Origin of the sequence: Rhizobium sp. WSM4643 (assembly GCF_025152745.1) — a bacterium.
GTDB lineage: Bacteria > Pseudomonadota > Alphaproteobacteria > Rhizobiales > Rhizobiaceae > Rhizobium > Rhizobium leguminosarum_I.
Window position 1 is genome coordinate 613,753 of sequence record NZ_CP104040.1, and the last position, 21,599, is coordinate 635,351.

A 21,599-nucleotide genomic window follows, 5' to 3' on the forward strand; every position below is an offset into this window, starting at 1 on the left:
CCTCGGTTCTCCATCGTGATGCACTGTCCTTCAGTCGCGGGGCGCGGCTGCCCGCTGCAGCCGGTCGTTGATCGCTTCGCCGAGCCCATCCTCGGGAATCGGCGAAAAGGCGATGCTCTGGGCGCCGCTGGCATCGGCCCGCTTCATATAGTCGAATAGATTGGCCGCCGCCTCCGCCAGGTCGCCGCGCGGGCTGAGATCAAGGACGATCCGGGCACCGTTCGCGCCGGAAACCGCAGCGCTCCCGAAGGCAATCAGTGCCTCGCCGGGTTCCACCGCCGTCGCATTGAGGCGCACGGAAGCGCCCGGCGCGTAGTGTGAGGCGAGCATGCCCGGCGCCTCGATCGCCGCCGATGCCGTTTTCGGCCGCAGCAGCGGCTGGCCCGCGACACGCTCGATCTCGCGCGCCGCAAGTCCCCCCGGGCGAAGCAGCCGCAGCCGGCCGCCCTCTGCTTTGACGATTGTCGATTCGACGCCGACAGCACTTGGGCCCGCATCGAGGATCAACGGGATCCGCGCCCCGAGATCGGCTTCGACATGGGCAGCACTCGTCGCACTGATCCGGCCCGAGGTATTGGCGCTCGGGGCTGCGAGCGGCCGTCCGAAGGCGCCGATCAACGCGCCCGCAAAGCCCTTCGGCACGCGGATGCCGACGGTGTCAAGCCCGGCGGTCGCCAGCGAATGGATCGGGCTTTCTGGCTTCAGCGGCAGCACCAGGGTCAGCGGGCCGGGCCAGAAGGCTCTGGCCAGCGCCCGTGAGACCGGGTCGAACTCGGCGTGCTCTTCGGCCATGGCGAGATCGGCCATGTGGCAGATCAGCGGGTTGAAGCGCGGCCGTCCCTTTGTCTCGTAGATGCGGGTGATGGCTGCGGGATTGGTGGCGTCGGCCGCAAGGCCGTAGACGGTCTCGGTCGGGATGGCGATGGCAAAGCCGTCGGCAAGAGCAGCTGAGGCGGCCTCAAGCGCTGCCTGCCTGTCTGCCGTGATGTCGATTATGCGTGCCATATCCTGCCCGTGTTAGTCCTGGCAGTCATTAGGCTTTCCGCCGCTCGCGATCAATCGCTTTAGAGCTGCCGGATGATTTCGCGCAGCTGTTCGTTGCGGGCGCCGAGCAAGAGGATGTTGCGGATCGCAGCCTGCGGATCATGGGTGCGGAAGAGCAGGCCGTTGCCGCGCACCGACCGGTCGATGGTCATCTTTTCCGCGGAGTTCTCGCCAGGTTTGATGGCGACGGCGAAATACATGCGGGAATAACCGACATCGATGCGCTCGAAGAAATTATCGTTGTCGCCGATGTCGGAATAGAAATTGGCGATGTAGAAGGCCCAGCTTACCTCTTCGTAATGCGCGAATTTCGTCCGCGCGGCGGTGACGTGGCAATAGCCGAGATGCGGGCTGTCCTCCAGCGTCCGGTGGAAGATCATCTTCGGAAATTGGATCGAGTGGTGAAAGCCGTTGATGTGCTGATGCGTCTTTTCGCCGGCAACCTGCAGCTTGCGGCCGGTCTTTGCGGCGACCTCGTCATGGGTGAAATAGCGCTTTTCCTCGGCCAGCCAGTGCCGCCGCTCGCGGGGAATGCGGCCGGTGCGCAAAAATTCGGAATGCGCGGCAATCAGCTGCGGCTCTTGCAGTTTACCTGCTTCTTTCGCGTCGAAATACCGGAGTTTGGCCATGGTTCGCATTCTTCGGTCGGTCTGAATCAACAGCAGGATAGGACGGTATGCTTAAGGCGATGTTAAAAATCGCCATGGCGGCAGGCGGGCTGAAGGCAAATGCCGGTAGATGTCGCAAACACGACTGACATCGATATCAGGCAGTCGACCTCTTTGCGCAACGGGTCTTTACGCCATGTCGCAATTGAGGATAATTGCCGGGAGAGTCGGGCGAGGTGATCGACCGGGATGGGCCGCTTCAAGCCTTGCCGCATCCTGTCGTCAATTTCGAAGCCGATGTCGCATTACAACCAAGCGGCAGCCATGCTCGGTGATTAAATGACGCCATGAACAATTCTCCCGAAGGAGAAGGAAGCGGGCGCGCTTCCGCCGGCCTTCTTGCCGGAAGGCGGCAGCCGGGTGCACGAGGACATGAAGATGGATATTCGCAGCAACGTTTTGCGTCAGCTCAAGAGCCGCCGTGAGGGCTTCAGCCTCGAACAGCCGTTCTATATCGACGAGGAATATTTCCAGCTCGACATGGAGATGATCTATTATCGCGACTGGCTGTTCATCGGCCATGATTGCGAACTGCCGAAGCCGGGCGCCTATTTCACCGTCCAGATCGGCAGCTATCCCGTCGTCATCGTCCGCGGCCGCGACAATATCATCCGCGCCTTCCACAACAGCTGTCGTCATCGCGGCTCGCGCGTCTGCACCAAGGAGCACGGCTCCTCCGTGCGTCTCGTCTGCCCCTACCATCAGTGGACCTATGATCTCGAAGGCAAGCTCGCCTTCGCCCGCCACATGGGCGATGATTTCGACAAATCAGGTTTCAACCTGAAGCCTGTCCACTGCGAAACCGTCGCAGGCTTTGTCTTCATCTGCCTTGCCAACACCGCTCCGGATTTCCAGACGGTGCGCGACAAGATCGAACCCTACGTCGCACCGCACCGGATCAGCGAGAGCAAGGTTGCCTTCCAAAGCACGATCATCGAAAAGGGCAACTGGAAGCTTGTCTGGGAAAACAACCGCGAGTGCTATCATTGCGCCGCCAATCACCCAGAACTCTGCCGCACCTATCCCGAAGCGCCGAGCGTGACCGGCACGGATGGCGGCGCCGACGATCCCGAGATCGCCGGCCATTGGGCCCGCTGCGAGGCCGCCGGCCTGCCGAGCAAGTTCCAGATTTCGCCGGACGGTCAGTTCCGCACCGCCCGCATGCCGCTGATCGAGGATGCCGAAAGCTACACAATGTCGGGCAAGCGCGCCGTCAAGCGTCCGCTCTCCGACGATATCTCGATCGGCCATATCGGCACCATGCTGCTCTTCCACTACCCGACGACGTGGAACCACCTGCTCGGCGACCACGCCATCTCCTTCCGCGTGCTGCCGCTCAGCGCCAACGAGACCGCGGTGACGACTAAGTGGCTCGTCCACAAGGACGCCGTCGAAGGCGTGGATTACGATCTCGAGGAACTGACCCACGTCTGGACCGAGACCAACGATCAGGATCGCCGCATCGTCGAGGAAAACGCCTTCGGCATTCACTCGCCCGCCTATGAGCCCGGCCCCTATTCCACCCTGCATGAGGGCGGCGTCATGCAGTTCCTCGAATGGTATTCGAACTTCATGGTGAACCGTCTGCAGGGCGACCAGGCGAAAATTTCCGCCGTGGCCTGATCCATCGGCCCGGAACTGTTAGCGGTTCCGGGATCACGACATGCATGAACAGAGGACTGAAGTGCGTTCCGGGCGAGATCATCGAGGAAGGCCTCGCGGTTAATGCCCGGTTCAGATCGATTTCTTTAGACATACGAAAGCAGCCGGCCCCGGCCGCTTTCGGAACCATTCCGGCACGAAAGCGTTGCTGAGCAGGCGGTTATCGCTGTTGAATGGGAGAGAAGAATGTTCGGTTTGAGTAACAAGATCGCGACTGCAGTTCTGGCTGCGGCCGTCGTTCTGACAGGCTTCGTGCCGTCGCAGGCAATGCAGATGCCGACCGCCCCGCAGGTGGAGAAATCCTCCACCGTCGAGAATGTCCAGTACCGCCGCTATTATCGCCCCGGTTACCGTCCGGGCGCCTATTACCGGCCAGGCTATCGGCCCGGCGCCTACTACCGGCCCGGCTATTACGGCGGCTATCGCGGATATTCCTATTACCGCCCGGGCTATCGGCGTTATAACGGCTACTGGTATCCGCTCGCCGCCTTCGGCGCCGGTGCGGTCATCGGCGGCGCCATTGTCGCGCAGCCGCGTTACGTCGCGCCTGCGCCCCGCATGGGTTCGAGCCACGTTGCCTGGTGCGCCAACCGCTACCGGTCCTATCGCGCCTACGACAACACTTTCCAGCCCTATAATGGCCCGCGCCAACAGTGCTATTCGCCGTATTGATAAACGTGCTGTTCTCGAGAAACCTCTGCCCCTCACCCTAACCCTCTCCCCGTAAAAACGGGGAGAGGGGACGTGCCAAATGTGCAGCGTCGAGGTTGAGGAAAACGGTGCGGCATGTCCCTTCTCCCCGCCTGCGGGGAGAAGGTGCCGGCAGGCGGATGAGGGGCCGGTGCGGGTTGATCCCCATCGGATCGAGGCGTAGGTCCGCGAGCCCCGGCAGTCACGCCCGCACGTCCACCCTCAAAGAATATCCACGCGCCTCAATAACCACCAGGCAAAGGCGATGGAGGCGACGATCAGAGCGACGGCGTATTCGGTGCCGTAGTCGCCGACGGCGAAGGGCAGGTTTGCCGTGTTCATGCCGAAGAAGCCGGTCACCAGCGTCGGCGGCAGTAGGAAGGCCGTCATGATCGACAGCAGATAGAGGTGACGGTTGGTTTCGGAGGATTGTTTCGAATCGATTTCTTCGTGCAGCAGGCGTGCCCGATCCTGTAGTGCATAGATGTCGTGGTCGACCGTTTCCAGCCGGTTCGTCAGCCGTCGGGCAACATCGTCGAAGCCAAAGGGCATCTCGTCGTCGTCGGCCGCCGCCGCCCGGCGCATCAGCGCCAGCACGGTGCGCAGATGCCGATGCAGCCTGACCACGGTGCGCCGCACCGGCGCCAGGCGCCGGCGCTCGTCGCGCTGCGCGCTGTCGTAGACGATATCCTCGATCTGGTTCAGCTCTTCGGTGAGTTCGATGACGACCGCGATCAGCGTGCGCTGGAATTCGATCACCAGCAGTTCGAAGAGATCGACTGGCCGGGAGAATTTGCCTGGATTCTTCTCGATCAGGGCGCGTGCCCGTTCGACGCTGCGCAGCGGCTGCAGCCTCGTGGTGATGATGAAGCGGTCGGACATGGCGAAATGCAGCCAGCCGAGATTGTTGGTATCCTGGGCGAAATCGCGCTGGCAATCGACGAGCGTGCCATAGAGCATCTGCTCGTCGACAGTGATGGTCGCATGCGTATCGCGCGTCGTCAGCGCCGATTTCGCGTCCTCCGTCAGCCCGTCCAGCGTATCGAGCAAGGCTGGCACGCGGGCGTCGACAAGGTTGAGGTGCAGCCAGTAGAAACAGTTGTCGGCGGTCAGTTCCGCCACCGTTGCACTATTGTTCAGTCGTACCGCGGTCTTTTCTTCGGGTGAGAAGCGATAGGCCCAGACGAAACCGGGTATGTTGACGGGCAACGTGTCCATTGTTCGCCGGTCCTTTGCGAAGGCGATGTCATTCCTTAGAGTGTCTCCATGACGTGCATTTGTGCAAGGGTGCAAGAGCAAAGCGTCACGTCATGCGACTTATCGCATGACGGCCGAGGAAATCGAAATTGACGTTTACGTAAAAATCAATTAGCCCTTGCCTCGGAGGGGCTTTGCCGCTGTGAGGCCGGTCTGCGGAGGAAAAACCATGTACAAAGCGCCCGTCGAGGAAATCGCGTTCACGTTGAAGCACGTAGCGGGCATGGGCGAGGCAATTTCCAAGGGGCTGCTCGGCGATCTCGGCGAAGATCTGGTCGATGCCATCCTTGCCGAGGCGGGACGTTTTGCCACAGAGGAAGTGGCGCCGCTCGCCGACATCGGTGATCGTCAGGGCGCTCGTCTGGAGGGTGGCGAGGTCCGGCTGCCGGATGGCTGGCGCGAGCTCTATCGCCATTGGATTGCCGGCGGCTGGAACGGCCTGACGGCGCCCGAAGCTTTCGGCGGCCAGGCCTTGCCGCACATGCTGAATGTCGCAACACTCGAAATGTGGAATTCCGGTTCCATGGCCTTCGCCCTCGCCCCGACGCTGACGATGGGTGCCATCGAGGCCGTCAGCACCCATGGCAGTGCCGCGCTGAAAGCCAAATATCTGGAAAAGATGGTCTCCGGCGAATGGACCGGTACCATGAACCTGACCGAGCCGCATGCGGGCTCCGATCTCGGCGCCCTGAAGGCTCGCGCCGAGCGCCGCGACGACGGCAGCTACCGCCTGTTCGGCCAGAAGATCTTCATCACCTGGGGCGAACATGACGCGGCCGATAACATCATCCATCTGGTGCTGGCCCGTCTGCCGGACGCGCCGGCCGGCACACGCGGCATCTCGCTCTTTCTGGTGCCGAAGTTCCTGGTGAACGACGATGGTTCGCTTGGGGCTCGCAATGATCTCTTCTGCCACTCGCTGGAGCACAAGCTCGGCATCCATGGTTCGCCGACCTGCACGATGATCTACGGCGACGGAAAATTCGGCGGAGAAAAGGGCGCTGTGGGCTGGCTGGTCGGCGAGGTGAACAAGGGGCTCGCCTGCATGTTCACGATGATGAACAATGCCCGCCTCGCCGTCGGCATGCAGGGAGTGGCGATCGCCGAGGCCGCCACCCAGAAGGCGCTCGCCTATGCCAGGGAACGCACCCAGGGCAGGGCGCCGGGCTCAAGCGGCGCCGGCATGAGCCCGATCGTCGACCATCCCGATGTCGCCCGCATGCTCCTCACCATGAAGGCTCTGACGCAAGGGGCGCGCGCCATCTCCTATGCCTGCGCCCACGCGATCGACATGTCGCACCGGGCAGGCGACACCCGCCACCACTGGCAGGAGCGCGCCGCCCTTTTGACGCCGATTGCCAAGTCCTTTTCGACCGATGCCGGCGTCGATGTCGCCTCGCTCGGCATTCAGGTGCATGGCGGCATGGGTTTTATCGAGGAGACGGGTGCGGCGCGTTATCTCCGCGATGCCCGCATTGCGCCGATCTACGAGGGCACCAACGGCATCCAGGCGATCGACCTCGTCACCCGGAAGCTGCCGCTCTCCGGCGGCGATCAGGTGAAGGGTTTCATGGCCGAGCTTAAACAGATCGCCGAAGGCGTCCGCCGCTGCAATCTTAATGGTTTCGGCGAAACGGCTGTGAGGCTCGACGCTGCGATTGCCGATCTCGAACAGGCGACCGCCTGGCTGCTGAAGACGCTTGCCGATGAAAAGGCCGCCGAGGCGCTCTCCGGAGCCACCCCCTATCAGCGCCTGTTCGGGCTGGTGCTCACCGGCTGTTATCTCGCCAAGGGTGGTCTCGCTGAGGGAGCCGATGGGGCAGGCGAAAACCGCATCGCGCTCTGCCGCTTCGCCGCCGAAAACCTGCTTGCCGAGACCGCAGCCCTTCGCGATCGGGTCGTCAATGGCGCGGCAAGCCTTGCCGCCGCCCGCATACTGCTTGCCTGAGGAGACCTTATGACCGACCACATCATCGTCGAGCAGCCTTCCGCTTATCCCGGCGTGCAGTCCATCCGCTTCAACCGGCCGGAAAAGAAGAACGCCATCACCCGTGCCATGTACCGCACCATGGCCGATGCGTTGACTGCGGCCAACACGAACCCCGACATCCGCGCCACCGCTTTCCTCGGCACAGAGGGCTGCTTCTCGGCCGGCAATGACCTGAACGATTTTCTTGCTGCCGCGATGGGCGGCCGCGGCTTGGAGCAGGAGATCCTCGATTTCCTCTATGCGCTGGTGAAGGCCGAAAAACCCGTCGTCTCCGGCGTCGACGGCCTTGCGATCGGCATCGGCACGACGATCCATCTCCATTGCGATCTGACTATCGCCTCCAGCCGCAGCCAGTTCCGCACCCCCTTCGTCGATCTGGCACTGGTGCCGGAGGCCGGTTCCAGCCTCGTCGCGCCGCGCTTGATGGGGCATCAGCGCGCCTTCGCCATGCTTGCCGCCGGCGAAGCATTTTCGGCCGAGGAGGCGAGGGAAGCGGGTCTGGTCTGGAAGGTCGTCGACCCAGGCGAGGTCGATTCACTGACGCTTGGCCTCGCCGCAAAGCTCGCGGCCAAGCCGCCGGAGGCGCTGCGCATCGCCCGCGATCTCATTCGCGGCGATCGTGGCGAGATCATCGCCCGCATCGACGAGGAGGCCCGCTATTTCTCCGCGCGGCTGAAAAGCGCCGAAGCTCGGGCGGCCTTCGAAGCCTTCATGCGCCGCTGACCTCCGATTTCGGTCGTTTCCGAACAATCCATGGCACCAGTTCGGGAGCAACCGGACACCGATCAGACCGCCGGCACATTGAATACCTCGCCGGCCCTGAGCGGCCGGAACCGTTCCGGGGGAATATCATGCTCGCTCATGGCGTCTTGCAACGCTCTTGCCGGCGCGTCGACCGCTTCATTCGTCAGTTGGAACGTGGCGAAGTGGTGTCCGGCCACATAGGCCGCATTTGCCAACTTCATCCCGATCACCGCCTCCTGCGGATTCTGGTGCTGCCCTTTCATGAACCAGCGCGGCTCATAGGCGCCGAAGGGTAAAATGGCCAGGCGAAAGCCGCCATGCTTCTGCTGTGCCGCTTTGTAGTTGATGCCGTCGTGAAAGCCCGTATCTCCGACGTGATAAATCTTTCCGGCCGGAGTCGATAAAACGAACGACGCCCAGAGTGCCATCCGGCGATCGGCGGTGCCGCGGGCGGACCAATGGTGTGCAGGCTCGGCATCAATGCTTATTCCGGCGTGCGAAATGCGCTCGCCCCAGTCCATCGATGTCGTCTGTATATCGGGCACGGCGCGGCGCATGATCGTGTCATTGCCGAGCGGCGTCACGACACGCGGCCGATGCTTCGCAGCCAAGCGCCTGAGGGTTGCGATATCGAGATGATCATAATGATTGTGCGACACCAGCACGAGATCGATTGGCGGCAAATCATCGAAGGCGATGCCCGGTTGGACGACGCGCTTGGGCCCGGCAAAAGCGAAGGGACTGGCGCGCTCTGACCATACGGGGTCGGTGAGGATATTGAGCCCAGCGACCTGCACGAGCATAGTTGCATGGCCGACCATGGTCACTCTTAGGTCCTCGCCGTCGACGTATGAATCCGGTTTGGCCGCCGCGTACGGACTTGGGACCGACCTCGGCCAAGGCTCACGGCCACCGCCGAATTGCCACCGCAACACATCGCGGAAACCAAGCGGTTCGATACCTTCGGGATTGAAGAAATGCGTGCCGTCGAAATGATCGGACACTGGCCCCTTATAATAAGGGTTGCGTCTTTTGGCCTTACGCATGGCCGGTGACCAGGGCAACGCTTCTGTTTCTGTCGATCATGTTTCACATTTCATGGCGTGTGGATCACTGTTCGCCAATCTGTTACTATCTTTTCGATATCGCGTCACTATCGAAAAGATACCGATAAAAGCCTATCGATTCCGCGATGCCTTTCCGCTGCGGCCTTATCTGTGGCGATGTGCGTGGAGCATTCTCGTCTTGCAGGATGCACATCGGGGCCTCATCCGGTTCTACCAATATAGGAAGAGCCGCGGCATCGTGACCACTATGGCGGGCTCGGAGATCCAACCCATTGCAACAGATGCCGTTTCAGGCACACAAGCCGGGACTCGGGCAATGCGACGCAGCTCGGATCGGGACACGAAAACCGGAAACCGACAAGGTAGCTCCAACGCTAGGAAGACGGTTCGGGCACCACACCGCCGGCACAGAGAGCAAAAACTTAGCCGACAGGCACGCCTATTTCTCCAGCGTCGCCACCACCTCGACATGCGAGGTCCAGAGGAACTGGTCGATCGGCGTTACCCCAGTGATCCGGTAGCCGCCCTCGACGAGGATCGCGAGGTCGCGGGCCAGCGTCAGCGGATTGCAGCTGACCGCCACGACCTTCTTTACGCCTGAGCGGGCGAGCTCCTGGCACTGGAACTCGGCGCCGGCCCGCGGCGGATCGAAGACGACGGCGTCATAGGGCTTGAACTCCTGCGTCATCAAGGGGCGGCGGAAGAGATCGCGCTTTTCGACGGTGACCGGTTTCAGCCCCTGTGTGTTGCGGGCCGCATGATCGAGGGCTGCGAGCGCCTTTGCCTCGGCTTCGACGGCGTGCACGCGGCCGATCCGCGCCAGCCGCAGTGAAAACGTGCCGGCGCCGGCAAAGAGATCGGCGATCCGCTTCGACTTGCCGACATGAGCAAGTACCAGTTCGGCCATCGCCTCTTCCGCCGGCTTGGTTGCCTGGGTGAAGCCGCCCGGCGGCGGTGAAACCTGGACGCCACCGAATTCGACCATCGGCTTCGACGGCTCGACGAGGATTTCGCCGTTCAGCGAAACACGGGCGATGCCGCGCAGGCTGAGCGCGGTCTCGATCGCCTTGCGCCGCTGCGGATCGGAGAGTTTCTTCACCTCGTCGACTGATATGTCCAGGCCCGAAAGCGTTTCGAGCACGGCGACGCGGAAGGGTTCGGCGCTGGTCGCCAGCGATGCAGCAATCGCCCTGATCGCCGACAGCCGGGCGATGATCCCTGCCGACGAGATCGGACATTCCTCGATCGCGACGATATGGTGGCTTTCGGCCTGGTTGAATCCAACAAGCATGTCCTTCTCGGTCTTGCGCGCCGCAAAGACGAGGCGCCGGCGCTCGCCCGGCCGAGCCGGAACGATCTCGCCGACCTCTGACGTCAGACCCTTCGATTTCAGCGCATCGATCACCAGCTGGCGCTTGAAGGCGCGGTAGGGCGCATCTGCCATATGCTGCAGTGTGCAGCCGCCGCAGGTGCCGTTGACGCCATCCGGGCCGAAATGCCGGCAAGGCGGCTCCTGCCGGTCGGGCGAGGGCGTCGTGATCGACATGATCGTGCCCTGGCTCTTGACGCGGGCAATCGCCACCGTTTCGCCGGGCAGGGAAAAGGGCACGTAGACAGGGCCACCGGCGCTGCTGGCGATGCCGTCGCCCTGGGCGCCGAGCTTCTCGATCTTGACGGTTTCGGTGCTCACGGTTTCAATCCTGCCAGAAGAAATTCCTGATTGCCATCGCCGCCGGAAATCGGGGAAGGGATGAGGCCGAGGCTTTTCCAGCCCATGTCCTCTGTGAACCAGCGCTCCAGTTCCGCCGCAACGGCGGGAGCGGACGAGGGGTCCTTCAGCATCCCGCCCTTGCCGATCGCCTCGCGCCCGGCCTCGAACTGCGGCTTGACCAGCAGCACGGCGATAGCGCCAGGTTCGGCGATATCGAGAGCCGGCGCAAGCGCCAGCCTCAGCGTGATGAAGGCGACGTCTGAAACGATGAAGGTGGCGGGATGGCCGATATCCTCTGCCGTCAGGTTGCGGGCGTTGAGGCCTTCCTTGTTGGTCACGCGCGGATCGCCTGATATGCGCGGGTGCATCTGCCCATGGCCGACATCGATCGCGGTGACATGCGCAGCCCCGCGCTGCAGCAGCACCTCGGTGAAGCCGCCGGTGGAGGCCCCGACATCGAGACAGTGATGACCGGCGGGATCGAGCCGGAAATGGTCGAGTGCGGCGGCAAGCTTCAGTGCGGCGCGCGAGACATAGTCCTGGGCCGGATCGTCGATCTCGATTGCCGCGTCTGCGCCAAACAGCGCGCCGGCCTTGGTGACCACCTGGCCGCCGATCCTGACGGTGCCGCGCTGCACGGCGTCGCGGGCGCGTGAACGGCTGGCAAAGAGGCCGAGGGAGACGAGAAGCTGGTCGAGGCGTTGGGTGTTTTGATCTGACATCGGCTGTGCATGACCGGCAAAGCCGCCGGTTGCAAGCATTTTGTTCCCAAGACCGTCATTGACCCTCAAAAGCTTTCGGCGATAATCCTGCCGCGGCGACCGCGCCGCAGACACGGGGGTGTTCCATGCTGAAGCTCTTCACGCTGATTGCCGCGGCAGTGATCGCATCGCCCGCGCTCGCGAACGACACGATGGCCGAGGTCAAGACCGGCGGGCTGATCTTTGCCCAATCCGACGATGTCAGCATGGCTGAAGAGGATCTCTTCATCTCCGCTTCGGAAGTGCGCGTCGACTATATCTTCGAGAATAGTTCCGACAAGGATGTCGAAAGCCTGGTCGCCTTTCCGATGCCCGACATCACTGGCCAGGTCGACAACAATTCCGCCATCTCCGATTATGACAGCGACAATTTCCTGCATTTCTCCACCGTGCAGGACGGCAGGCCGATCACCGCCAAGCTGCAGCAGCGCGTCGTCTCGCTCGGCATCGATGTGACCGACGAGTTCGCCAAGCTGGGCATTCCCGTCCTTCCCTATAGCCAGAAGACGACCGAGGCGCTCGCCAAGCTTCCCGAAACCGTCCGCAAGGACTGGACCGCCCGCGGCCTCGTCTATCCCATGGCCGAGGGCGATGCCGATGGCGTCGCAAAGGTTGATCTCGTGCCGCTCTGGACGCTGCGCTCGACCTATTGGTGGCGTACCACTTTCCCGGCGAAGAAGAAGGTCAGCGTCCAGCATCGCTACAAACCGGCCGTCGGCGGCACCGTTGCCATCAGCTTTCTCGAAGGTGGCGAGCCGAAGGGCGAGCGTTTCGATGACTATTCGCGCAAATACTGCCTCGACGGAGATTTCGTCAAAGTTGCCCAGCAGCGTGCTCGGGAAGCCGAGGCCGGGGGCGCCAACTATACCGAAAGCTGGATCTCCTATGTGCTGTCGACCGGCGCCAACTGGGCGGGACCGATCAGGCGCTTCCAACTGACGATCGACAAGGGGAAGCCGGGCAGCCTCATCAGCTTCTGCGGCAGCAACGTTCGGAAGATCGGTCCGACGACCTTCCGGATGACATCAGAGGATTTCGATCCCACAAAAGATTTCGACATCTTGATCCTCAATCCTCCGGAAACGGCACAATAATCCGCGCGCTCGGCCTCGGTTGCAGTGCACAAATTTAAACAAATTTAAAGCCTGCCCAGATAGGTTCGGCGTGATTGCGGCGGTTCATCTGAACTGCTCGGCGCCATGAAGGCGCACGCGTTTCCACGCCAATCATGTTCTCAGTTTCAAACATCCCGGCGGTTGCGTCTCGCGCGACCTGCCTCTCGCCGCGTCGACTGTCGTCAGGAGAAATCACCGATGTCCGCCAAAAACATATCCTTGAACGGTAAACTTGCGGCCACGTTCGCAGCCCTCATTCTCATTTTCGTCGCCGTTTCCGCTTTCGTTTACTCCAAGGCGACGGCGTCCGCGGCCGCGTCTGCCGAGCAGGAAAAGTCCGAGCTGCTCGTCAACCAGATCGACGATGCGCTGCAGGCGATGCTCGAACAGGCTGTCAATCTGCGTGGCTTCATCCTCTTCCGCAGCGACAGCACCTATGGTGATGTTTTCGCCAATCGCGAGCGCATGCTGAAGGCGATTGCCGCCACCAAGCAGACGGCGGCCGGCGAGCCGCAGCTGGTCGAGATGATCGACGGCATGCAGAAGGCCGCCGATCTCTATTTCCATGAACTTGCCGAGCCGCAGACCAAGGCGCGCAAGGAAAGCGATATGCCGATCGAAGAGGTCGTCAAGATCGGCGTCAACGCCACCAAGGGCCAGCTCGACGGTTTCCGCCAGGCCTCGGCCAAGATCAAGGCCACCGCGCGTGAAAAGTCGGAAGCGCTTGCCGAGATCCGGGCTGATGCCAACAGCGATCTGAAGATCACGCTGCTTGCCGGCGGCATCCTCGCCTCGCTTGCCGCTGCCATGCTCGCCTGGCTGATGTCGCGCATCATCGTCCGCCCAGTCGTCGGCATGACGAGCGCCATGGATCGCCTCGCCGGCGGTCAGAACGACATCGAGGTTCCGGCTACCGACCGCGGCGACGAAATCGGCCGGATGGCCCAGTCGGTCCTGGTCTTCAAGCAGGCGGCGATCGAGAAGCTGCGCCTTGCCGGCGAGACCGACCGGATGCGCGACGACGCCGAGCGCCAGCGCCGGGCAGGTGATGAGCAGAAGGCGCGCGAGGAAGGCGAGATTCGCTATGCCATCGACGCTTTGGCGGGCGGCCTTGCCGAGCTTGCCAACGGCGATATGGCCGGTCGTCTCCAGACGCCGTTCGCCTCGCAATATGACAGCCTGCGCAATGACTTCAACCATGCCGTCGAAAAGTTGCAGGCGGCGCTGCAATCGGTCGGCCGCAACGCCTCGGCGATCAATGCCGGCGCCGGCGAAATCCGCTCGGCTGCCGACGATCTGGCCCACCGCACCGAGCAGCAGGCTGCCGCCGTCGAACAGACCGCCGCCGCACTCGAGGAAGTGACGACGACCGTCCGCGACAGCGCCAAGCGCGCCGAGGATGTCGGCAATCTCGTCGAGCGCGCCCGCCTCGGCGCCGAAAAGTCAGGCGAAGTCGTCCGCAAGGCCGTCTCCGCCATGCAGCAGATCGAGAAGTCCTCGGGTGAGATCTCCAACATCATCGGCGTCATCGACGACATCGCCTTCCAGACCAACCTGCTTGCTCTGAACGCCGGCGTTGAAGCCGCCCGCGCCGGCGATGCCGGCAAGGGTTTTGCGGTCGTCGCCCAGGAAGTGCGCGAGCTCGCCCAGCGCTCGGCCAAGGCCGCCAAGGAGATCAAGGCTTTGATCACCACATCGGGCGAACAAGTCGTTGCCGGCGTTGGCCTCGTCGGCGAAACCGGCAAGGCGCTGGAGGTCATCGTCTCCGAGGTGCAGGAGATCAACCACCACGTCAGCGCCATCGTCACCGCCACCCGCGAACAGTCGATCGGCCTGCAGGAGATCAACACTGCCGTCAACAACATGGACCAGGGCACACAGCAGAACGCCGCCATGGTCGAGGAGCAGACTGCGGCCAGCCATGCGCTCGCCCAGGAGGCAAACGCTCTCGAAGAATTGCTGCGCCAGTTCAAGCTCGGCCAGCTGGCCCCGGCGCCGCGCGCAAGCGTTGCCGGCACCAACGCCCGCCCGGTCGCCTCCCCGGCCCACGCTTTGACCCGCACCGTCGCTAAGGCTTTCGGCGGAAGACAGGCGAGCGCTGCGGCCGTGAAGGAAGACTGGACGGAGTTCTGAGAGGGGCTTCTCTTAGAGCGGTTCATGTTTTGACTGAAGCGTATCCTGCATTGCGGAAGTAGTTTTCGCATTCGTCTGGTTTGATGGTTTCGACGAGGTGCCCGAGATGGCGCCATGTATCCTCGCTGGTTCGCTTTTGAGCTTCGCGCATCCAATGCTTGATTTTGGCGAATGTCTGTTCGATCGGATTGAGGTCGGGCGAGTATTTCGGCAGGAACCACAGCCTTGCCCCGACCGCCTTGATGGCATCCCGGATTGCTTTGGATTTGTGAGAACCGAGATTGTCGGCGATGACAATGTCGCCGGATTTGAGGGTAGGAATCAGTTGCTGGCTCACATAGGCGCGGAAGCACTCGCCGTTGATCGGGCCGTCGAAGACGCAGGGCGCGGTTAGCCGATCGCAGCGGAGCGCGCCGAGGAAGGTCAGCGTTCGCCAGCGGCCATGCGGGGCAAAGCCGTGCAGCCTTTTGCCCTTTGGCCCCCAGCCCCGCAACGGCGTCATGTTGGTTCTGATCCAAGTTTCGTCGATAAAGACCAAACGACTCGGGTCGAAACGGCTTTGCCAGGCTTTCCAGCGCCTGCGGTGCCGGGCGATATCGGCACGGCCTTGCTCAAGGGCGAATAGTGTTTTTTTTAAAGCTGAAGCCTTCGCGACGCATGAACTGCCAGATGGCGTTGTGGGAGACTGTCACGCCGTGCGCCGCCAGTTCGTCCTTCAGACGATGCAGCGTCAGATGCGAGGTCTTCTCAATCCGCTCGATGATGAAGGCACGATGCGGCTCCAGCACCCGCCGGCGATGGCCGCCCATCTTCCCAGGCGTAACGCTGCCCGTCGTTCGATAACGCTGCGACCACTTCACCACAGAGGAAACAGCTATATCGAACCGATCCGCCACCACCCGGCAGCTCTGACCGGCCGCAACTGCAGCGACAACTCTTTCACGAAGATCATTGGAATATGGTCGTGTCATGGATACTGGCCTCCTTTCCAGTACCCATCAGGAATCACATATTTGCTGATTCGAGAATCTAGCGATTCCGAGAAGCGATGAACCGCTCTAGGGACGTTAAATGAAGAGGGCGGTGCAGTGATGCGCCGCCTTTATTGTTGAGAGGACCTGCCGGGCAGCCCCCTCATCCGCCCTACGGGCACCTTCTCCCCGAGGGGAGAAGAGGGAATCGAGACGTTGCGGCATATCTCTTCTCCCCTCGGGGAGAAGGTGCCGGCAGGCGGATGAGGGGGCCACACGGCACGCCCTCACCAAAGCATTACCCCGCAACCCCAACCGCAACACCGCGCCCCAGCGCCCTGAACACCGTCGAGACGATGCCGGCGCGGTCGAGGCCGGCGTGGGCGTTCATGGCTTCGGGCTTGGCCTGCTCCATCCAGATGTCGGGCATGACGAGCGAGCGCAGCTTCAGGCCGTTGTCGAGCAGGCCCTCGTTGGCGAGGAAATGCATCACGTGGCTGCCGAAGCCGCCGATTGCGCCTTCCTCGACGCTGATCACCATCTCGTGGTGGCGGGCAAGCTGGCGGATCAGGTCGTGATCGAGCGGCTTGGCGAAACGCGCATCGGCGACCGTCGTCGAAAGCCCCGCAGCGTCGAGATCCTCGGCGGCAAGCAGGCAGTCGGCAAGACGCGTGCCGAAGGAGAGCAGCGCCACCTTGGTGCCTTCCTTGACGATGCGGCCCTTGCCGATCTGCAGGATTTCGCCGCGCGCCGGCATGTCGACGCCGACGCCTTCGCCGCGCGGATAGCGGAACGAGATCGGCCCGCCATCATAGGCGACAGCCGTTCGCACCATGTGCTTGAGTTCGGCCTCATCGGCGGCCGCCATCACCACGAAGCCGGGCAGGGTGGTGAGGAAGGTGGTGTCGAAGGAGCCGGCATGCGTCGGCCCGTCGGCGCCGACAAAGCCGGCACGGTCGATCGGAAAACGCACCGGCAGTCCCTGGATCGCCACGTCGTGCACGACCTGGTCGTAGGCGCGCTGCAGGAAGGTCGAATAAAGCGCTGCGAACGGCTTGTAGCCTTCCGCTGCCAGGCCGGCAGCGAAGGTCACGGCATGCTGTTCGGCAATACCGACGTCGAAACAGCGCGACGGAAAGGCCTCGGCGAGCTTGTCGAGGCCGGTACCATTCGGCATGGCGGCGGTGATGCCGACGATCTTGTCGTCGAGGGCGGCTTCCTGCACCAGCGCTTCGGCAAAGACGCTGGTATAGCTCGGCGCATTCGGCTTGACCCTTGCCTGGGCACCGGTGATGACGTCGAACTTGTTGACGCCGTGATATTTGTCGGCCGCGGCTTCCGCCGGCGGATAGCCCTTGCCCTTCTGGGTGACGACATGGATCAGCACCGGTCCGCGCCCATTGTCGCGCACGTTGCGCAACACCGGCAGCAGGTGGTCGAAGGAATGCCCGTCGATCGGGCCGATATGATAGAAGCCCATCTCCTCGAACATCGTGCCGCCGGTGACATAGCCGCGCGCATGCTCGACGGCGCGGGTGATCGCCCGGTCGATGTTCTTGCCGAGATAGGCCGTCAGCTTCTTGCCGAGATCGCGGAAGCCCATATAGGTGCGCCCCGAGGCAAGGCGGGCGAGATAGGCGCTCATGGCCCCTGTCGGCGGCGCGATCGACATGTCGTTGTCGTTGAGGATGACGATGAGGCGCGCATCCAGCGCCCCGGCATTGTTCAGCGCCTCATAGGCCATGCCGGCCGACATCGCCCCGTCGCCGATGACGGCGATGACGCGGCGGTCTGATTTGTCGAGGTCGGCGGCAATCGCCATGCCGAGGCCGGCCGAGATCGAGGTCGAGGAATGCGCGGCCCCGAAGGGATCGTATTCGCTTTCGGCCCGGCGGGTGAAGCCGGACAGCCCGTCTTCCTGGCGCAGCGTCCGGATGCGGTCTCGCCGGCCAGTGAGAATCTTGTGCGGATAACATTGATGGCCGACATCGAAGATCAGACGATCATCAGGTGTGTCGAAGACGCTGTGGATGGCGATTGTCAATTCGACAACGCCGAGACCGGCGCCAAGATGGCCGCCGGTGCGCGACACCGCATCGATCATTTCGTCCCGGACTTCGCGGGCAAGCTGCGGCAGGTCGCGATCCTCGAGCTTGCGCAGGTCGGCGGGATAGATGACCTGGTCGAGCAGGGGGGTCTTCGGCAGTTGTGTCACGGGCGGGCGCTCTTTCTTGCTTTTCCTTGTTCCGCTTTTATTCGATTAGATTGCGGCAAAACAAGTGCATTTCAGGAACCGAAGGTTTTCACCTTAGAGCATGATGCCGAAAAGTGTGAGCGGTTTTCGGATAACATCACGCTCCCACTGTTAGAGCATGATGCCGAAAAGTGTGAGCGGTTTTCGGATGACATCATGCTCCCACTGTTAAAGCATGATGCCGAAAAGTGTGAGCGGTTTTCGGCGGAGATCCAGCTCTATTTCTCGATCCCGATCCGGAGGATTCGGATCATTGGGATCCATTTAGCCTTCCGGCAAAGGCACGAATTCCTCTTCGTCACCGGGAACGATATCGAAGCGGCCGGTGCGCCATTCCTCCTTGGCCTGTTCGATCCGCTCCCTCGATGAGGAGACGAAATTCCACCAGATATAACGTTTCGAATTGAGCGCCGCCCCGCCGAAGAGCATCAGATGGCAGCCATCGCGGCCGGCTTCCAGCGTGATCTGATCGCCCGGCCGGAAGACCAGCAGCTGATCGGCAGCGAAACGGTCGCCTGATATGACGACCTCGCCCGACAGCACATAGACGGCGCGCTCTTCGTGGCCCGCGCCGAAGGGAAATTTGGCGCCCGGCTGCAGATCGAGATCGACATAGAGCGTGTCGGAGAAAACGCCGACCGGCGATGTCATGCCCTCGAACGAGCCGATGACCACGCGCCCGCGCACGCCTGCCGTCTCTATCAGCGGCATGGCGGACTTTTCCGTATGGGCGAAGGCGGGATCGATCTCTTCCTTGTCGTCGGGCAGCGCCAGCCAGGTCTGCAGCCCCGACATCAGCAGCGGATGGCCACGCAGATTGTCGGGCGTGCGCTCGGAGTGCACGATGCCGCGGCCTGCCGTCATCAAGTTGATATCGCCGGGACGGATGACCTTTTCGGTGCCGAGGCTGTCGCGATGGCGGATCTCGCCGTCGAACAGATAGGTGACCGTCGACAGCCCGATATGCGGATGCGGCTTGACGTCGAGCGCCTCGTCGGGCTTCAGGATCGCCGGACCCATGCGATCGAAGAAGATGAACGGCCCGACCAGCCGCCGCTGCCGGCTGGGCAGCGCGCGGCGCACCTGGAAACCGCCGATATCGCTGGTGCGCGGGATGATCAGGTTCTCGATCGCGTCGCAGGCGAAGGCATCGCCGGGCAGGGGATCTTTACCGGGAAAAAAGGACATGAGGGATCTCCGATCGCTACAGGGCCGCGCGTCATCGCCCACAGATAGCGCCTGGAGCGCCGCGCGTCCAATCGGATGCGCAAAGGACGCTCCAGCGCTGGAAAGTGCGCCGCGCGTCCAATCGGATGCGTTAAGGATGCTCCAGCACTGGAAAGTGCACCGCGTGCCCAATCGGACGTGCACTCGCTCAGATTGCGGTAAAACCATTGTCGACGAAGAGATGGGCGCCATTGACGAAGCTCGATTCGTCGCTGGCGAGATAAAGCGCGGCCCGCGCCACGTCTTCGGGTTCGCCGATCCGCCCCTGCTGGGCGGCAATGGCGGCATCCGAAACGTCGACGCCGAGCGCCTGCAGGTCGGCAACCTCGCGCAGGCCGTGCGGCGTGCGGATGAAGCCGGGGCAGACGGCGTTGCAGCGGATGTTGCGGTCGCGGAATTCCACCGCGATGGCGCGGGCAAACATATGCACGGCACCCTTGGTCGTGTCGTAAAGGACTTCCATCGGCGTGGCGGCGACCGCCGAGATCGACGAGGTGCAGACGATCGACCCGCCACCGCTCGCAATCATCTTCGGCAGCACGGCCTTGGTCATCAGGAACATCGAGCGCACATTGACGGCGTGCAGCCAGTCCCATTCCTCGACGGTTGTTTCGAGAAAAGGTTTGATGACGATCGTGCCGGCGTGATTGAAGAGCACGGTGACTGCGCCGTAGCGTTCCTCGACACCGGCGACGGCGGCATTGACGGCGGCTTCGTCCGAGACATCGGCCGTCCAGCAATCGGCCTCGCCGCCGGAATCACGGATCGCCTCGACTGTCTCGGCTGCTGCTTGCCGATTGCGGTCGATGATCGCAACGCGCGCGCCTTCCGCCGCAAAAAGCTTCGAGGCGGCACCGCCCATGCCGGTTGCGCCGCCCGAGATAATGGCGACCTTGCCCTTCAATCTGTCCGTCATTCCGCTGTCCCCTCATTGTTTGGGAGGGGATCATAGATCGGTCCGAAGCCGATAGCCAAGCGTCTTCAAAAGGTAGTTTGCTGTCTCAGGCGCCGTCGAGCGGCTCGACGCCCTGCGGCTTGCCGGCGCGGTCGAGCCGGATCTTCTCGATGCGGTTTTCGGCGGCCGAAAGCAGGGTCTCGCAATGTTTCTTCAGCGCTTCGCCGCGCTCGTAGATCTCGATCGATTCATGCAGCGCCACATCGCCGCGTTCCAGCCGGGCGACGATGCTTTCGAGTTCGGCGACCGCCTTTTCGAAGGAAAGGCCTGATACCTCAGGCTTGGCGCTGTCAGTCATTCTCAACCCTTCATCATTCTCAGAATATGCATGCCCGCCGATTCGGCGAGTCCCTCGAGATCATAACCGCCTTCGAGCAGGCTGACGACCCGGTTCTTGGCGTGCCGGTCCGCCAGTTCGAGCACCCGCCCGGTCGCCCAGTCGAAATCCTCGCCGGTCAGGTTGATCTGCGCCAGCGGGTCGCGGTGATGCGCGTCGAAGCCGGCGGAGATGATGATGAGATCCGGCCGGAAATCGTCAAGGGCGGGCAGCACGCGCGATTTGAACGCTTCGCGAAAATGGTCGCTGCCGACATTCGGCGAAAGCGGCGCATTGACGATGGTATTGTGCTTGCCCTTCTCGTCCTTGGCGCCGGTGCCGGGATAGAGCGGCATCTGATGCGTCGAGCAGAACAGCACCGAAGGATCGTCCCAAAAGATATCCTGCGTGCCGTTGCCGTGATGAACGTCCCAGTCGACGATGGCGATGCGCTCGGCGCCATGCGTCTTTTGCGCATGCCGGGCGGCGATCGCCGCATTGTTGAAGAAGCAGAAGCCCATCGCCGTCATCTTCTCGGCATGGTGCCCCGGCGGGCGGGCGGCGACGAAGACATTGTCGGCCCGGCCGGTAAAGACGTCGTCGACCGCCGCCATCGCCCCGCCGATGCCGGTCAATGCCGCCTGCAGGCTCTTGCTGCTGGCATAGGTATCGGCTTCGATCTGGTTGATCTCACCCTCTTCCTCGGGAATCTCCCGCATCACGGCGGTAAGATGCTCCTCCGGATGCGCCAGCAGCACCGCATCCTCATTCGCCTGCGGCGCCTGCCGGCGCTCCAGCCGCTCGAAATTCGGATGTTCCAGCGCGACATTGATGGCGCGAATCCTGTCCGATCGTTCCGGATGGCCAGCGGGTGTCACATGTTCCAGGAAGATCGGGTGTTCATAAAGACGGGTGCTCATGAAGACACTCTATCGGTCGCTTATGTCATGTGCCACAGCAGATGGGGCATCGCCTGACGATTTCAACAAGCGCTCTTGCCGCGCCGTCCGACCGTTCGCTTATCACAACTTTCT

The 21,599-nt window shown here is 62.5% G+C and carries 18 protein-coding genes and 1 pseudogene; 6 read left to right on the forward strand and 13 right to left on the reverse strand.

Annotation, left to right across the window (positions count from 1 at the left end; genetic code table 11):
• Positions 1 to 30: 30 nt before the first annotated feature.
• Both N1937_RS02985 and N1937_RS02990 read right to left on the reverse strand, forming a co-directional pair.
• Entirely contained in the window at positions 31 to 1,005 is a 975-nt protein-coding gene (locus tag N1937_RS02985) for an L-threonylcarbamoyladenylate synthase (protein ID WP_260057420.1), read from the reverse strand.
• Between the two features lie 59 nt (positions 1,006 to 1,064).
• On the reverse strand, positions 1,065 to 1,673 hold the full coding sequence (locus N1937_RS02990) for a DUF6656 family protein (protein WP_017963056.1): 609 nt from the start codon (positions 1,671 to 1,673) through the stop codon (positions 1,065 to 1,067).
• Between the two features lie 417 nt (positions 1,674 to 2,090).
• Here N1937_RS02990 and N1937_RS02995 point away from each other — a divergent pair, with 417 nt between their 5' ends.
• Together N1937_RS02995 and N1937_RS03000 are read left to right on the forward strand one after the other, a co-directional pair.
• Positions 2,091 to 3,335, forward strand: coding sequence for an aromatic ring-hydroxylating oxygenase subunit alpha (locus N1937_RS02995; protein WP_162118348.1), 1,245 nt, complete (start codon positions 2,091 to 2,093; stop codon positions 3,333 to 3,335).
• Positions 3,336 to 3,560: 225 nt separating this feature from the next.
• Positions 3,561 to 4,046 carry a BA14K family protein gene (locus N1937_RS03000; RefSeq protein WP_260057421.1) on the forward strand — a complete coding sequence of 162 codons (486 nt, stop codon included), beginning with the start codon at positions 3,561 to 3,563 and terminating at the stop codon, positions 4,044 to 4,046.
• Between the two features lie 240 nt (positions 4,047 to 4,286).
• Here the strand turns inward: N1937_RS03000 and N1937_RS03005 are convergent, their stop codons facing one another.
• Positions 4,287 to 5,282 carry a transporter gene (locus N1937_RS03005; protein ID WP_260057422.1) on the reverse strand — a complete coding sequence of 332 codons (996 nt, stop codon included), beginning with the start codon at positions 5,280 to 5,282 and terminating at the stop codon, positions 4,287 to 4,289.
• A gap of 208 nt (positions 5,283 to 5,490) precedes the next feature.
• Here N1937_RS03005 and N1937_RS03010 point away from each other — a divergent pair, with 208 nt between their 5' ends.
• Both N1937_RS03010 and N1937_RS03015 read left to right on the forward strand, forming a co-directional pair.
• The gene (locus N1937_RS03010; RefSeq protein ID WP_260057423.1) at positions 5,491 to 7,269 is read left to right on the forward strand and encodes an acyl-CoA dehydrogenase; all 1,779 of its coding nucleotides are present in this window, start codon (positions 5,491 to 5,493) and stop codon (positions 7,267 to 7,269) included.
• A gap of 9 nt (positions 7,270 to 7,278) precedes the next feature.
• Positions 7,279 to 8,034: a crotonase/enoyl-CoA hydratase family protein gene (locus tag N1937_RS03015; RefSeq protein ID WP_260057424.1), complete on the forward strand. Its 756-nt coding sequence runs from the start codon at positions 7,279 to 7,281 to the stop codon at positions 8,032 to 8,034.
• A gap of 62 nt (positions 8,035 to 8,096) precedes the next feature.
• On the opposite strand, the gene N1937_RS03020 is transcribed toward N1937_RS03015, so the two are convergent.
• The 3 genes from N1937_RS03020 to N1937_RS03030 all read right to left on the reverse strand — a co-directional run bounded on the left by N1937_RS03020 (position 8,097) and on the right by N1937_RS03030 (position 11,594).
• Entirely contained in the window at positions 8,097 to 9,101 is a 1,005-nt protein-coding gene (locus N1937_RS03020) for an MBL fold metallo-hydrolase (RefSeq protein WP_260057425.1), read from the reverse strand.
• Positions 9,102 to 9,561: 460 nt separating this feature from the next.
• Positions 9,562 to 10,812, reverse strand: a complete 1,251-nt coding sequence (locus N1937_RS03025) for a class I SAM-dependent RNA methyltransferase (RefSeq protein ID WP_260057426.1) — start codon at positions 10,810 to 10,812, stop codon at positions 9,562 to 9,564.
• Positions 10,809 to 11,594 (reverse strand): TlyA family RNA methyltransferase, encoded by a 786-nt coding sequence (locus N1937_RS03030; protein ID WP_260057427.1) that lies wholly within the window; start codon positions 11,592 to 11,594, stop codon positions 10,809 to 10,811. Before N1937_RS03030 ends, N1937_RS03025 begins: the two co-directional genes overlap by 4 nt.
• A gap of 86 nt (positions 11,595 to 11,680) precedes the next feature.
• Here N1937_RS03030 and N1937_RS03035 point away from each other — a divergent pair, with 86 nt between their 5' ends.
• Positions 11,681 to 12,688 carry a DUF4424 domain-containing protein gene (locus N1937_RS03035; protein ID WP_260057428.1) on the forward strand — a complete coding sequence of 336 codons (1,008 nt, stop codon included), beginning with the start codon at positions 11,681 to 11,683 and terminating at the stop codon, positions 12,686 to 12,688.
• 219 nt (positions 12,689 to 12,907) lie between these two features.
• Positions 12,908 to 14,842 carry a methyl-accepting chemotaxis protein gene (locus N1937_RS03040; RefSeq protein WP_260057430.1) on the forward strand — a complete coding sequence of 645 codons (1,935 nt, stop codon included), beginning with the start codon at positions 12,908 to 12,910 and terminating at the stop codon, positions 14,840 to 14,842.
• A gap of 22 nt (positions 14,843 to 14,864) precedes the next feature.
• Here the strand turns inward: N1937_RS03040 and N1937_RS03045 are convergent.
• From N1937_RS03045 to N1937_RS03070, 7 genes and pseudogenes are all read right to left on the reverse strand, one after another.
• Positions 14,865 to 15,813 (reverse strand): IS630 family transposase gene (locus tag N1937_RS03045; RefSeq protein ID WP_085991549.1). Its coding sequence is split into 2 segments (ribosomal slippage): positions 14,865 to 15,476 and positions 15,478 to 15,813, totalling 948 coding nucleotides; the frame shifts between segments, so codons are not numbered across the junction.
• Positions 15,814 to 15,969: 156 nt separating this feature from the next.
• Positions 15,970 to 16,107 (reverse strand): annotated as a pseudogene (locus N1937_RS31490) (endonuclease domain-containing protein); the annotation flags it as partial.
• A gap of 4 nt (positions 16,108 to 16,111) precedes the next feature.
• Positions 16,112 to 18,028 carry a 1-deoxy-D-xylulose-5-phosphate synthase gene (dxs, locus tag N1937_RS03050; protein ID WP_260057431.1) on the reverse strand — a complete coding sequence of 639 codons (1,917 nt, stop codon included), beginning with the start codon at positions 18,026 to 18,028 and terminating at the stop codon, positions 16,112 to 16,114.
• Between the two features lie 303 nt (positions 18,029 to 18,331).
• The gene (locus tag N1937_RS03055; protein WP_260057432.1) at positions 18,332 to 19,255 is read right to left on the reverse strand and encodes a pirin family protein; all 924 of its coding nucleotides are present in this window, start codon (positions 19,253 to 19,255) and stop codon (positions 18,332 to 18,334) included.
• Between the two features lie 187 nt (positions 19,256 to 19,442).
• The gene (locus N1937_RS03060) at positions 19,443 to 20,210 is read right to left on the reverse strand and encodes an SDR family NAD(P)-dependent oxidoreductase (protein WP_162118337.1); all 768 of its coding nucleotides are present in this window, start codon (positions 20,208 to 20,210) and stop codon (positions 19,443 to 19,445) included.
• Positions 20,211 to 20,295: 85 nt separating this feature from the next.
• Positions 20,296 to 20,547: an exodeoxyribonuclease VII small subunit gene (locus N1937_RS03065; RefSeq protein ID WP_260057433.1), complete on the reverse strand. Its 252-nt coding sequence runs from the start codon at positions 20,545 to 20,547 to the stop codon at positions 20,296 to 20,298.
• Between the two features lie 2 nt (positions 20,548 to 20,549).
• Positions 20,550 to 21,485: a histone deacetylase family protein gene (locus N1937_RS03070; RefSeq protein WP_017959231.1), complete on the reverse strand. Its 936-nt coding sequence runs from the start codon at positions 21,483 to 21,485 to the stop codon at positions 20,550 to 20,552.
• Between the last annotated feature and the right edge of the window lie 114 nt (positions 21,486 to 21,599).

Bases quoted from the DNA above. Each gene is read 5' to 3' on its own strand.
- N1937_RS02990 (WP_017963056.1), bottom strand. From the start codon at position 1,673: ATGGCCAAACTCCGGTATTTCGACGCGAAAGAAGCAGGTAAACTGCAA.
- N1937_RS02985 (WP_260057420.1), bottom strand. From the start codon at position 1,005: ATGGCACGCATAATCGACATCACGGCAGACAGGCAGGCAGCGCTTGAG.
- N1937_RS03020 (WP_260057425.1), bottom strand. From the start codon at position 9,101: ATGCGTAAGGCCAAAAGACGCAACCCTTATTATAAGGGGCCAGTGTCC.
- N1937_RS03060 (WP_162118337.1), bottom strand. From the start codon at position 20,210: ATGACGGACAGATTGAAGGGCAAGGTCGCCATTATCTCGGGCGGCGCA.
- N1937_RS03035 (WP_260057428.1), top strand. From the start codon at position 11,681: ATGCTGAAGCTCTTCACGCTGATTGCCGCGGCAGTGATCGCATCGCCC.
- N1937_RS03000 (WP_260057421.1), top strand. From the start codon at position 3,561: ATGTTCGGTTTGAGTAACAAGATCGCGACTGCAGTTCTGGCTGCGGCC.
- N1937_RS03010 (WP_260057423.1), top strand. From the start codon at position 5,491: ATGTACAAAGCGCCCGTCGAGGAAATCGCGTTCACGTTGAAGCACGTA.
- N1937_RS03055 (WP_260057432.1), bottom strand. From the start codon at position 19,255: ATGTCCTTTTTTCCCGGTAAAGATCCCCTGCCCGGCGATGCCTTCGCC.
- N1937_RS03015 (WP_260057424.1), top strand. From the start codon at position 7,279: ATGACCGACCACATCATCGTCGAGCAGCCTTCCGCTTATCCCGGCGTG.
- N1937_RS02995 (WP_162118348.1), top strand. From the start codon at position 2,091: ATGGATATTCGCAGCAACGTTTTGCGTCAGCTCAAGAGCCGCCGTGAG.
- N1937_RS03030 (WP_260057427.1), bottom strand. From the start codon at position 11,594: ATGCTTGCAACCGGCGGCTTTGCCGGTCATGCACAGCCGATGTCAGAT.
- N1937_RS03005 (WP_260057422.1), bottom strand. From the start codon at position 5,282: ATGGACACGTTGCCCGTCAACATACCCGGTTTCGTCTGGGCCTATCGC.
- N1937_RS03070 (WP_017959231.1), bottom strand. From the start codon at position 21,485: ATGAGCACCCGTCTTTATGAACACCCGATCTTCCTGGAACATGTGACA.
- N1937_RS03065 (WP_260057433.1), bottom strand. From the start codon at position 20,547: ATGACTGACAGCGCCAAGCCTGAGGTATCAGGCCTTTCCTTCGAAAAG.
- N1937_RS03040 (WP_260057430.1), top strand. From the start codon at position 12,908: ATGTCCGCCAAAAACATATCCTTGAACGGTAAACTTGCGGCCACGTTC.